Source organism: Ferrimonas senticii DSM 18821 (assembly GCF_000422665.1).
GTDB classification, from domain to species: Bacteria; Pseudomonadota; Gammaproteobacteria; order Enterobacterales; family Shewanellaceae; genus Ferrimonas; species Ferrimonas senticii.
The window spans coordinates 289,606-302,206 of record NZ_AUGM01000004.1 but is presented as its reverse complement, the minus strand read 5'-3'; the positions used below and the strand labels follow the sequence as shown (position 1 = coordinate 302,206).

The following is a 12,601-nucleotide window of genomic DNA, read 5'->3' as shown; positions in this document are numbered from 1 at the left end:
GTTTTCTGGGGAGAAGAAACATGATTCAACAAGTTAAGCACCTAATTGGTGGCGAGTACTGTGATGGTGCTGGGAGCCTGCAGATTGAGGTAACCAATCCGGCTAATAATCAGGTCATTGCGGTGCTTAATAGCGCCACCGAGCAAGAGGTGAATCAAGCGGTAGCGGCGGCCAAGCTGGCGCAGCAAAGCTGGAAAGAGGTGGCGGTATCAGAGCGCGCCCGAGTGATGCTGCGCTATCAGCATCTGCTTAAAGAGCATCACGATGAGATCGCCACCATCTTGTCGCAAGAGACCGGTAAAACCTTTGAAGACGCTAAGGGCGATGTCTGGCGTGGTATTGAAGTGGTTGAGCAGGCCTGCAACATCGCCTCCAACATGATGGGCGAAACCGTAGAAAACATCGCCCGTGGCATCGACGGTTACAGCTACATCCAGCCGCTCGGGGTTTGCGTCGGCATTACCCCCTTTAACTTTCCGGCGATGATCCCACTGTGGATGTTCCCGCTGGCGATCGCCTGCGGTAATGGCTTTGTGCTTAAGCCTTCTGAGCAAGATCCGATGACGCCAATGCGCTTGGCCGAACTGTTTGAACAAGCGGGTGCGCCGAGAGGGCTGCTGGCGGTACTGCACGGCGATAAGACCGTGGTGGATCAGCTGTTGCACCACCCCGACACCAAAGCGATCTCATTTGTGGGTTCGGTGCCAGTGGGGCAGTACATCTACAAAACTGGCACCGACAACATGAAGCGGGTGCAAGCCTTTGCTGGTGCTAAAAACCACATGGTGGTGATGCCGGATGCCGATAAACAAACGGTGATCAACCAGTTGGTTGGCGCGTCGGTTGGTGCTGCTGGCCAGCGCTGTATGGCGATTTCGGTGGCGGTATTCGTTGGTGAATCGCAGCAGTGGATCCCAGAAGTGGCGGCGGCGATCGCCAAAGTTCGCCCCGGCGTCTGGGACGATAAAGAGGCCGGCTATGGCCCACTTATCAACCCGCAAGCCAAAGCGCGGGTGCTGGAGTTGATCCAGTCGGGCAAAGATCAAGGTGCCACTTGCTTGGTGGATGGCTCTGATTGCACCGTCGCCGGTTTTGAAAGCGGCAACTGGGTTGGCCCCACCGTATTCAGCGATGTCACTCCGCAAATGCGCATCTACCAAGAGGAGATCTTCGGGCCGGTGTTGTGTTGTAGCGCCGTCGATTCATTAGAAGATGCCTTGGCTCTGGTAAACGCCAACCCATACGGCAACGGTACCAGCATCTTTACCAACTCGGGCGCGGCCGCGCGCAAATATCAGCACGAAGTGGAAGTGGGGCAAGTGGGGATCAACATCTCGATCCCAGTGCCGCTGCCGTTTTTCTCGTTCACCGGTTGGAAGAACAGCTTCTATGGCGATCTGCACGCCTACGGCAAGCAAGCGGTGCGCTTCTACACCGAAACCAAAACCGTGACCGCCCGTTGGCCTGAGTCTGGCATTGTCGCCGGTCAGAACCTGACTATTGCCCTGAAGTAGTGATGCCGAGCATCAAAGGAATGAGTTATGGATTTTAATCTTACTGAAGATCAACGGGCGTTCGTGGAGATGGCCAGCCAGTTTGCTGAGGCGGAACTGGCCCCTCATGCCGGTGAATGGGACGCCAATCATCACTTCCCGAAAGCGGTGATCCAGCGCGCCGGTGAGCTGGGTTTTTGTAGCCTATACAGCCCAGAAGAGGCCGGTGGCTTAGGCCTGTCGCGACTCGACAGCCTGCTGATTTTTGAGGCGCTCGCCAAAGGCTGTACCGCCACCACGGCGATGATGACGATTCATAATATGGCGACATGGATGATTGCCACATGGGGCACTGACACGCTTAAATATGAGTGGTGCGAAGCCCTAACCACCGGCCAGAAACTGGCATCCTATTGTTTGACTGAGCCGGGCAGTGGCTCCGATGCCGCCAGCTTGAAAACTAAAGCGGTGCGTGATGGCGATGATTACCTGATTAGTGGCTCAAAGATGTTTATCTCCGGCGCGGGCAGCACCGAAATGTTGGTGGTGATGGCGCGTACTGGTGAAGCCGGTCCGAAAGGGATCTCGGCGTTTGCTGTGCCTGCTGACAGTGCTGGCATCGAATACGGCAAAGCGGAAGAGAAGATGGGCTGGAACGCTCAGCCGACCCGCTTGGTGTCGTTCGACAACGTCCGAGTGCCCGCTGTGAACTTGCTGGGGCAAGAGGGCGAAGGTTTTACCTTTGCCATGAAGGGCTTAGACGGTGGTCGCATCAACATTGCCGCCTGTTCCTTGGGCACCGCCCAAGCGGCGTTGGAGCGCGCCCAACAATATATGCAGGAGCGCAGCCAGTTTGGTAAGCCGTTAGCGGCATTCCAAGCGCTGCAGTTTAAGCTGGCAGACATGGCCACTGAACTGGTGGCGGCGCGGCAGATGGTGCGCTTGGCGGCGTTTAAGCTTGATAGCGGCGATCCGGAAGCCAGCGCTTACTGTGCGATGGCCAAACGCTTTGCCACTGACGTTGGCTTCCAAGTCTGTAACGAAGCGCTGCAACTGCATGGCGGTTACGGTTACATCAAAGAGTATCCGCTAGAGCGCCACGTTCGTGATGTTCGGGTGCATCAGATCTTAGAGGGCACCAACGAGATCATGCGGCTGATCATCGCGCGACGTTTGTTGGATGAGTCCGCCGGAGAGATCCTATGAGTGCCCCGGTAATGTTCCAACGACTCGATACCGAGTCGGGCCATCAGATTGGTATCGCCACCTTAAACAGCGAACGTTCCCTTAACGCCTTGTCGCTGGCGATGGTGCAAAGTCTCAGTGAACAGTTGGCGCACTGGGCGGCGGATCCGCAGATTGTGGCGGTGTGGCTGCAAGGGGCGGGCGAAAAGGCGTTTTGCGCTGGCGGCGATATTCGCGCCATCTACGACAGTCAGCGTAGCCATGCCGGTGAATTGGATCAGCAAGTGACTGACTTTTTCACCCAAGAGTACCAGCTGGATTATCAATTGCACCGCTATCCCAAGCCGCTGCTGGTGTGGGGCAGTGGCATCGTTATGGGCGGCGGTTTGGGGTTGATGGCCGGTGCCGATTTTCGCTTGGTCACCGAAACCTCGCGGATCGCGATGCCGGAGATCAGCATTGGTCTGTTTCCCGATGTGGGCGGCAGCTATTTCTTAAATCGGATGCCGGGTCATTGCGGCCGCTTCTTAGGCTTAACCGCTTACAACATGAATGGGGCGGATGCCTGTTACGTGGGTCTTGGCGATCATCTGTTGGCCAGCGCCGATAAAGCGGCGGTGCTGGAAGTGCTGACCCAGCTGCCGTGGCAGCAGGATAAAGCCGCCGATAAGCAGCAGCTGACCGAGCGCTTGCTGTGTTTCAGTGAGCGCGCCGCCGAGGCGATGCCACCGAGCATTTTGGCGATCAATCAGCCGTTGATCGATGAACTGATGGCCGGTGAGCTGACTGAGGTGATGACTCGTCTTGGCCATACCCACAGTGACGAGCAGTGGCTACAGCGGGCGATAAACACCGCCCAAGCGGGCAGTCCGATCACCGCGTGTCTGCTGTGGCAGCAACTGGCATTGGGTCGAGAGTGGAGCCTAGAACAGGTGTTCCAACAAGAACTTATCTGGGCAGTACGTTGTGCCCAGCTGGGGGATTTTGTTGAGGGGGTCCGAGCCTTGTTGATTGATAAAGATCGCAGCCCCAAGTGGCAATTTAGCGGTATCGAGCAAGTGCCAGCAGGCTTTATTGAGCAGTTAACCGAAAGTCCGTGGCCACAGCATCCATTGCAGGGATTGAAGGAGAGTGCGTTATGACTACCATCGCGTTTATTGGCCTAGGCAACATGGGCGGGCCGATGGCCGCCAACTTAGTGAAAGCCGGCCGCACCGTACGGGTGTTTGATCTCAACCCTCAGGCGGTGGCCGAGCTGACCGAGCAGGGCGCCATTGCCGCCAGCAGTGGCTGTGGTGTGGTTGCTGGAGCAGACGTGGTGATCACCATGTTGCCCGCGGGCAAGCACGTGCGCCAACTCTACCTCGGCGACGACGGTTTTATTAATAAAGTGGCCGCCGACACCTTGCTGATCGATTGCTCCACCATCGATGCCGACAGCGCTACCACCGTGGCCAATGCGGCGGCGGCCAAGGGCCTGGAGTTTGTCGATGCGCCGGTATCTGGTGGCACCGCTGGGGCCGCCGCCGGTACCTTAACCTTTATCTGTGGCGGCACCGATGCAGGCTTTGCAGCTGCCAAGCCGGTGCTGGAGCAGATGGGCGCCAACATCTTTCATGCCGGTGGCCATGGCGCTGGTCAGGTGGCCAAGATCTGCAATAACATGCTGTTGTCAGTGTTGATGGTCGGCACCAGTGAAGCGTTGCAGTTAGGTCGAGATCACGGCCTTGATGCCGGAGTGTTGTCGGAGATCATGAAGGTCTCCTCCGGCGGCAACTGGACCTTAGAAAAGTACAACCCCTGCCCAGGAGTGATGCCACAAACCCCAGCCAGCAACGATTACCAAGGCGGCTTTATGGTGGATCTGATGGCCAAAGATCTGGGGCTGGCGATGATGGCGGCGGCGCAAAGTAATTCCAGTACGCCGCTGGGGGCACTGACTACCGCACTGTATCGGCAGCACGCTCGTCAAGGTCATGGCAAGTTGGACTTCTCCTCCATCTTCCAACAATTTCAACAACAGCAGGAACGCTAATGAACGTTGCAGGCAAACGGATTGCAATCACCGGCGCGGCCGGTGGCTTAGGGATGGCGATGGCCAAGCGGCTGGGGCAGTTGGGCGCCGAGTTGGCGCTGATTGACATCAATCAACAGGCGCTGGACGCGGCAGTTACCGAGCTGAGCAGCTTGGGGATCGCTGCTCAAGCTTACGCCTGTGACATCAGCGACGAAGCGCAAGTCGAGCAGCTGTTTAGCGATATTGGCAACCGTCAGGGGCCGCTGTCGGTGCTAGTCAATAACGCTGGGCTACTGCGCGATGGCATGCTGATAAAAGCCAAAAATGGCCAGCTGCTGGATAAGATGAGCTTGGCGCAGTTCCGGCAGGTGCTAGCGGTGAACTTAGATGGCACTTTCCTGTGTGGTCGGGAAGCGGCGGCGCAGATGGCACTGGCGGGCGAAGGCGGGGTGATCATCAATATCTCCTCGGTGGCGCGCGCCGGTAACATTGGCCAAAGCAACTACTCTGCCTCGAAGGCGGCGGTGGTGGCACTGTCTAACGGTTGGGCCAAAGAGTTGGCTCGCCACGGCATTCGCGCCGCCTCGATCGCCCCTGGGGTGATCAACACCGAGATGGTGGCGGCGATGAAGCCCGAAGCCAAGGCGCGCTTAGAGCAAGCTATCCCCGTCGGCCGTGTTGGCGAGCCGGATGAGATCGCCGCGGCGGTGCAGTTCATTATTGAGTCCGACTATTTTAATGGTCGAGTGTTGGAACTGGACGGCGGCATCAACTTCTAAGCTGGTCGATAGCCATTGGCTATGACCTGAGCGCTACCATCGGTCTGGTACTAAAGCTCATCGTCTCATGAGTAATGAGGCGATGAGCTTTGTTGGTTTAGGGTGCTAGGCTAAGCAGTGAATAATACCAATTCACCTAAATATCTGATCACTATTGCTGGTTTAAATCGCTTCACTCGGCGTTACTCAACTTACTTGAGTGCCTTGATTGAAACGATTTCTCCATCGCACTAGATAGACCATTTACTTAAGCGAATTGGTATGAGCGTGGAGCTTGGTTGCGCTTGGTCGCAAGTGGCCAAGTTGCCAGATTGATGGAGTATGCCGATGGCCGGTGCCAGTTTGTTAACCCTGTTGGATGACATTGCCAGTTTGATGGATGATGTCTCGGTAATGAGTAAAGTCGCGGTGAAGAAAACCGCTGGGGTGCTGGGGGATGATTTGGCGGTTAACGCCGAGCAGGTCTCTGGCGTTAGAGCGGATCGCGAGTTGCCGGTGGTGTGGGCGGTGGCCAAAGGCTCGCTGCTCAACAAAGCGATTTTGGTGCCGTCGGCGTTGGCGATCAGCGTCTTTATTCCGTGGTTGATTACGCCATTATTGATGCTCGGCGGCCTGTTTCTCTGTTTTGAAGGGGCCGAGAAATTGTTGGAGATGCGTTCCGGCGAGAAACCGGATCGCGCCAATATCGATGAGGCCGACAAGATCAAAGGGGCGGTGCGCACCGATTTTATTTTGTCGGCGGAGATCATTGTCCTCACCCTTGGGGTGGTGTCCGCCAAACCGCTGCTGACTCAAAGTGCCACCCTAGCCACCATTGCGGTGTTGATGACCATCTTTGTCTACGGCTTAGTGGCGGTGATTGTCAAAGTGGATGATGTCGGTCTCTACTTCAGTCAACGCCCCGGCAGCAGTGCCTTGCAGGCGTTTGGCCGCGGTTTGTTGGCGCTGGCGCCGAAACTGATGAAGTCCTTAAGTTGGATTGGCACCGTGGCGATGTTCTTGGTCGGTGGTGGGATCTTGGTGCATGGAGTCCATGCCATTGCCGAGTTTGTGGCGGATACCGCCGCCTACAGTGCCACCATTCCCGGAGTCGGAGTGGTGATCTCCAGTGTGCTACCCACCGTCCTCAATGGCGTGATTGGGGTGATTGCCGGCTTTATCACGGTGTTTGTGGTTAGCCGCTTTCACAAACACGACAGCCACTAATTGCGGCGGTTGCGACCTTAGTCAGCAACCACTAAAAAGCCCACCGAATTCGGTGGGCTTGGTCGATTTTGGCTAAACCAAAGTAGCCTACTTGGCTGGTACCGCGTTGAGCACTGCCAGCAGCAGCTGCCAGTATTTTTCAACGGTGGCAATCTCCACTTTCTCATCCGGCGAGTGCGGGAAGCGGATGGTTGGGCCGATGGAAACCATGTCCATCTCTGGGTATGGCTTCTTAAACAAACCACACTCCAGACCGGCGTGGATCACCTGAATGTTAGGCAGTTTGTCAAACATTCCTTGGTAGGTTTCGCGCACCACTTGCATGATTGGCGAGCTTGGATCTGGGTTCCAGCCTGGGTAGGCGCCAGAGAATTCGACTTCCGCGCCAGCCAGTGTCGCCAGTGCACGCAGGGTGCTTTCCACGTAGCTGCGACCGCTGTCGACGGTGGAGCGGATCAGCACGCTGATGGCAACGTGATCGGCTTCGGTGGTGATCACTCCAACGTTGAGCGAGGTTTCGACTACGCCTGGGAAGCTGTCTGACATCCGTACTACGCCATTCGGCGCGGCGTTGAGCAGCGCCAGCAGTTTGCTTTGGCAGGCTGGGGTAAATACTTCGTTTGCGGCGCTGCTTGCAGTGAGCGCGAACGCGATTGGGTTTTCAACTGCGCCCAGTTCCTCGTTCAGCAGTTGTTGGTAGAACTCGGTCAGTTCAGTCAAACGGGCCAAGTTGTTGCTCGGTACCGTCACGGTGGCCCAAGCTTCACGCGGGATGGCGTTACGCAGACTGCCACCGGACAGGCTTACCAGTTGCAGGCCCAGTTCGTCAGCATGACCAAATAGGAAGCGCGCCAGCAGTTTGTTGGCATTGCCACGACCGATATTGATATCACAGCCACTGTGGCCGCCTTTCAGACCAGTGAGTGCCAGCTCGACGGTGACGGTGTCGGCTGCGGCAGCCTGACGTGCAATCGCAACCGACAGACCAGCATCAATGCCGCCGGCGCAGCCCATGTAGACTTCGCCTTCCTCTTCAGAATCGGTGTTGATCAGAATCGAGCCAGTCAATACCCCCGCTTCCAGACCAAAGGCGCCGGTCATGCCCGCTTCCTCATCGATGGTCAGCAGCACCTCTAGTGGGCCATGAGCGACATCGTCGCTGCCCAGCACCGCCAAGGCGGATGCCATACCGATGCCGTTATCGGCGCCCAAGGTGGTGCCGGTGGCGGTTACCCACTCGCCGTCGATGTAAGGGCGAATTGGGTCAACGGTAAAGTCGTGGTCAGTATCGCTGTTTTTCTGCGGCACCATATCGAGGTGCGCTTGGATAACTACCCCTTGACGGTCTTCCATGCCGACGGTGGCGTTCTTGCGAATAATCAGGTTGCCAACCGCATCCAGTTGGGTGTCTAAGCCGCGATCGTCGGCCCATTGCTGGATATGATCACGCAGGGCGATCTCATGTTTGGATGGGTGAGGGATAGAGCAGATGGTGTCAAACCATTGCCATAGGGCTTGTGGTTGCAGCGCGCTGATTTCGGTCACGACAAACTCCTAACAAGGATGTACAAAATTGGCGACAGTGTATCACGCTACTATTGACTTCGGCGTTAGCGACCTCAGTAGTTGCAAGGTAGATTGATAGGCACTTTTCGACGCAACAAGGATGCAGATGATGACCGAGGTATTTAGCCCAGTGATGTGGCAACGGGCTGAGCGTGACAGTGTGTTTGGTGAGGGTGGTTTTGATGCGCTGGTGGTAGTCGGCCATCAGTTTGAATTGCCTGATTTTCCTGAACTGAAACAGTTAGTTAGCCATGCTATCGGGATTGATTCGGGCATTGCCAGGCAACCGACGCTGTTGCTCGCTCCCGGGTTGGCCGGTGGTCGTTTGGTCTTGGCGCCAACCGGAGCACTTGATGACGATTATCTTGATGTACGCCAATTTGCTGAAGCGGCACAGGCTGGGATGGCGCGGGCGTTAGCAGCCGGTGCTAAACATCCATTGCTGCTGGTTGAACGCAGCGATGACAGCCGCTATAGCGAGGCACTGAGCGCGGCATTGCTGGGGGCGGGGCAGCAGTTATATCAACCGTTCGATGTTAAACGCCAGCCGATGACCATCGGCGTATTGGGGCTTGAGAATGTGGCCCGTGCCAATGCGCTAGAGATTGGCCGTACGCTGGCACGGGATCTGTGCGGTGGTGATCCGGAGCAGATGGCCCCGCCGGCGTTTGCCGATTATTGTGCTGAGCACTTTGCTGGCAGCGCGGTGAGCGTTGAGGTGATCAGCGATCGCGCCATCATCGAACGTGACTATCCGCTATTAAGTGGGGTCGCGCGGGCGTCTTATGGGGTAGCGCGGCACGAGCCACGGGTGGTGCGCTTGGTATATCGCAGCTCTGGAGCGATCCACAAAAGTTGGTTGTTGGCGGGTAAAGGGGTCACCTTCGATACCGGCGGTGCCGATCTGAAAATCGGCGGTGCGATGGCGGGGATGAGTCGCGATAAGGGCGGCGCCGCGGCGGTGGCGGGGTTAATGGCGGCGCTGGCGCAGTTGCAACCCAAAGGGGTGGAAGTGATTGCCGAGTTGGGGCTGGTGCGTAACAGCATTGGTCGCGAAGCGATTGTGCCGGATGAGATAATCACTGGTCACAGCGGCAAACGAGTGCGGATTGGCAACACCGATGCCGAAGGCCGATTGGTGCTGGCGGATGTGCTGTCGCATCTGCGTGAATTGGCGCCGGCCATGGCCAATCAGCCAACCTTGATGTCATTGGCGACCTTAACCGGCCATGTGGTTCGCAGTTATGGCCCTTACAGTGCGGTAGTGGAAAACTCCGTCGCTCGTGCTCGTGGCGATGGCGGGCAACTGCAAGCGATATCAGAACAGTTGGCCGAGCCGTTTGAGTTATCGCGTTTGCGCCGGGAAGATTTTGCCCAAGTGGCAGCGCGTACGCCGTCGGAGGATTTGCTCAGCTCCAACAACGGCGCTTCGGTTAACATCAGCCGCGGCCACCAATTCCCGATGGCGTTTTTGATTGGCGCGGCGGGGTTGGATCAACATCAGCTGGGCAGTGATCTGCCGCTGCCTTATCTGCATTTGGATATCGCCGGCAGTGCGGTGGAAAAGCGCGATCCGTTGTATGGCATGCCAACCGCCGTACCGGTAGCGACGCTGTTGGCGTTGCTACTGGATTATTAAGCGGCCGCCCTGCGGATCCGCCGCAGGGCGTGATACCCGGGCGTAATAAATTTTCACTAAGGCGCAACTTTGTGAGCTGGGTTTTATTTCTGTTGTAATAAAATTACATGGGAGTATGATATTTACTCAATTGGTCATCGGCTTAACGCCGGCGCCAATAAAGGATTACGACACTCCACGGAACCGAGTAACGACGATGACTCCACGGAACCGAGATTGCGCCATGGAACCGCACCGACGCCGTCATCTAACTTATTCATTTTGATACTGGAGTTCGCCATGAACCTGTTTACCTACCATGTTGCCCTGTACACCTCATTCGCTGCTGATGCCTCGGCGTGGAGTAATGGCGGCATGTATGCCATCAACCTTTGATGGTACTGCTACTTTCCAGAGACTTGCCCGTGCTGCTACAGCTCGGGCTTTTTTTGGCTGTGTCGAAGTTAACTGTTGTACCCAAGGTATCCTGTCTGCGCGGGCACTCTCGGGCATCCTGCCCTCGACTGCCGCTGCGTTTGCGGTTGCACTCGGCGTCAACAAGTCGGCTTAGAGCTGCCAAAACTACCGTCATCAGAAGTATTAAGGGGAGTGATTTTCTGACAACGGTTGCGTCAACGGGCTGTGGCCGACTCGCGGCGCTGAGCGGTGTGCGGTGGATTGAGGCCGGAGGCCATGGATGGCCGAAGTGCGTGGCAAAATCAGGGACGATGAATCCGCGCAGTGCCGAAAGGAGCAGCACAAGGAGTGAAGGGGTGTCGCCGTGTTGGAGGCATTAGGGATTGAAAAGGGTGGAACCCTTTCCCGCCGGAGGCTAATGGCTATGAAATGCTGACATATTGGCTATCGCCGGTATTCGCTACTGCCACTGGCGATTTCGCTCTTACTGATAACTACAGACTAATTACGACCAACTCTCTTATCTTTGCCTCCGGCGACCAAGGGCTAACACTTAGCTACGACACAGCCAAAAGAAAGCCCCAGCACGATGGCTGGGGCTGGCGAGACTCGCAGGCCGATTACTTGTGCATCCGCACAATCAGCTTACGCCCTTTGATCTTGTCATTTTGCAGGATCTTCAGCGCCTTATTGGCCACCTTGCGCTCTACCGCAACGTACGACAGACGGTCGGCGACGCTGATCTTGCCAATCGACTTACCGGCGATCTCTTTGCTGGCCGTCAGGGCACCAAGGATGTCACCTGGGCGCATCTTGCTCTTACGGCCAGCGCCAATCGACAGGGTCACCATCGGCGCATCCAGATGCAGGTAAGCCACTTTTGGCAAGCTGTTGGCCGCCAAGCGCTCGAACTCGTAACCTTGCAGCTCTTCGATGTCGGCAACCCGACGCATCTCGTTGCCGCTAGCAAGGGTCATCGCCATCCCTTCGCTGCCAGCGCGGCCGGTACGGCCAACACGGTGAACGTGCACTTCGGTTTCAAAGGCCACTTCAAAATTGATCACCATCGCCAACTCTTTGATGTCCAGACCGCGGGCAGCCACGTCGGTCGCCACCAGTACTGAGACACTCTTGTTAGCAAAGCGCACCAGCATCTGATCGCGATCGCGCTGATCTTTATCGCCGTGCAGTGATACCACCGAAACGCCCGCGTCTTCCAAATCATCGGCCAACTGCTGGCAAGCGATGCGGGTGTTACAGAAGATCACCGTGGATTCTGGCTGGTACTTGTTCAGTAGCGCTTTCACCAGTTCGGTTTTGTCGTGGCCTTCCACTTCAATCAGACGCTGGGTGATCTGCGCTTGCACTTCACTGCCGGCGATCTCAATCATCTTCGGATTACGCTGCACCCGCGACGCCAGCTTTTCGATCTGCTCTGGGTAGGTCGCAGAGAACAACAGGGTTTGACGCTGGTGCGGCAGGCGTTCTTTGATGGCGTTGATGTCGGCCTCAAAGCCCATATCCAGCATCCGATCGGCTTCGTCGAAGACCAAGGTGGTCAGCGCGCTAAAGTCCAAACGACCGGCTTTGATGTGCTGCAAAATACGGCCCGGGGTACCAACGATGATGTGCGCGCCATGCTCCAGCGAGCCAATTTGCGGCCCCATCGGCAGACCACCACACAGGGTTAGGATCTTGATGTTGCCCATCGCCCGCGCCAAACGACGCAGTTCGCTGGCAACCTGATCCGCCAACTCACGGGTTGGACAGAGGATCATCGATTGCAGCGCAAACTGCTTTGGCTCCAGCTTGTGCAGCAAGCCCAAACCAAACGCTACGGTTTTACCACTGCCGGTTTTGGCTTTGGCGATCAGATCATCGCCCTGCAAAATCAGCGGCAGCGCTTCCGCTTGGATTGGGGTCATGCTGGCGAAGCCCAGCTGCTCTAGGTTCGCCAACATCGCTGGCGACAATGGCAAGGTGTTAAATGCGGTCATGGCACTCTCTTAAAATAGACCCGGCAAACTGCCGAAAGGATAGCGTCTACTTAAGAGACGCCGAGGGCGGCGGACTTTAGCACCGTCAGCGCTAAATTGATATCCGTAGTGACAGTGGCAACATCAACCTGAAGCTGATTGGGGGATAGCGCTAGAGCGAACGAAACAACCAGCAACCAGCCAGAAAACCCAGCAGCGCCAGCAGCGTGTAGCTGCCGAGTATCAGTTTTACCAGCGGGTAATAGGGCTGCTGTCGCAGCCACTGCAGTGCCGATTGCGATTGTTCGGTAGTGCGGTGCATGGCGCCTCCGTTATGGCTCGAG

General features: G+C 56.7%; 10 protein-coding genes. 7 read left to right on the top strand and 3 right to left on the bottom strand.

From position 1 onward, the window contains the following. Window positions 1-20: 20 nt before the first annotated feature. The 6 genes from G506_RS0105025 (at window position 21) to G506_RS0105000 (ending at window position 6,680) form a co-directional block, all read left to right on the top strand. Window positions 21-1,514: a CoA-acylating methylmalonate-semialdehyde dehydrogenase gene (locus G506_RS0105025; protein ID WP_028115914.1), complete on the top strand. Its 1,494-nt coding sequence runs from the start codon at window positions 21-23 to the stop codon at window positions 1,512-1,514. 27 nt (window positions 1,515-1,541) lie between these two features. Beyond that, window positions 1,542-2,699 (top strand): acyl-CoA dehydrogenase family protein, encoded by a 1,158-nt coding sequence (locus G506_RS0105020; protein ID WP_028115913.1) that lies wholly within the window; start codon window positions 1,542-1,544, stop codon window positions 2,697-2,699. Next, on the top strand, window positions 2,696-3,820 hold the full coding sequence (locus tag G506_RS0105015; protein WP_028115912.1) for an enoyl-CoA hydratase/isomerase family protein: 1,125 nt from the start codon (window positions 2,696-2,698) through the stop codon (window positions 3,818-3,820). The genes G506_RS0105020 and G506_RS0105015 overlap by 4 nt, the downstream gene beginning before the upstream one ends. Further along, window positions 3,817-4,713 carry a 3-hydroxyisobutyrate dehydrogenase gene (gene mmsB, locus G506_RS0105010; protein ID WP_028115911.1) on the top strand — a complete coding sequence of 299 codons (897 nt, stop codon included), beginning with the start codon at window positions 3,817-3,819 and terminating at the stop codon, window positions 4,711-4,713. Before G506_RS0105015 ends, mmsB begins: the two co-directional genes overlap by 4 nt. Then, window positions 4,713-5,474, top strand: coding sequence for an SDR family oxidoreductase (locus G506_RS0105005; RefSeq protein WP_028115910.1), 762 nt, complete (start codon window positions 4,713-4,715; stop codon window positions 5,472-5,474). The genes mmsB and G506_RS0105005 overlap by 1 nt, the downstream gene beginning before the upstream one ends. A 327-nt stretch (window positions 5,475-5,801) precedes the next feature. After that, window positions 5,802-6,680 carry a DUF808 domain-containing protein gene (locus G506_RS0105000; RefSeq protein ID WP_028115909.1) on the top strand — a complete coding sequence of 293 codons (879 nt, stop codon included), beginning with the start codon at window positions 5,802-5,804 and terminating at the stop codon, window positions 6,678-6,680. Between the two features lie 87 nt (window positions 6,681-6,767). Here the strand turns inward: G506_RS0105000 and G506_RS0104995 are convergent, their stop codons facing one another. Then, window positions 6,768-8,225 carry an aminoacyl-histidine dipeptidase gene (locus G506_RS0104995; protein WP_028115908.1) on the bottom strand — a complete coding sequence of 486 codons (1,458 nt, stop codon included), beginning with the start codon at window positions 8,223-8,225 and terminating at the stop codon, window positions 6,768-6,770. Window positions 8,226-8,355: 130 nt separating this feature from the next. On the opposite strand from G506_RS0104995, the gene G506_RS0104990 reads away from it, so the two are divergent. Continuing rightward, window positions 8,356-9,885, top strand: coding sequence for a M17 family metallopeptidase (locus G506_RS0104990; protein WP_169628072.1), 1,530 nt, complete (start codon window positions 8,356-8,358; stop codon window positions 9,883-9,885). Between the two features lie 1,016 nt (window positions 9,886-10,901). Here the strand turns inward: G506_RS0104990 and dbpA are convergent. Both dbpA and G506_RS20870 read right to left on the bottom strand, forming a co-directional pair. Then, window positions 10,902-12,278: an ATP-dependent RNA helicase DbpA gene (dbpA, locus tag G506_RS0104980; RefSeq protein WP_028115906.1), complete on the bottom strand. Its 1,377-nt coding sequence runs from the start codon at window positions 12,276-12,278 to the stop codon at window positions 10,902-10,904. Window positions 12,279-12,429: 151 nt separating this feature from the next. Continuing rightward, entirely contained in the window at window positions 12,430-12,579 is a 150-nt protein-coding gene (locus tag G506_RS20870) for a hypothetical protein (RefSeq protein WP_156904799.1), read from the bottom strand. Window positions 12,580-12,601: the final 22 nt, after the last annotated feature.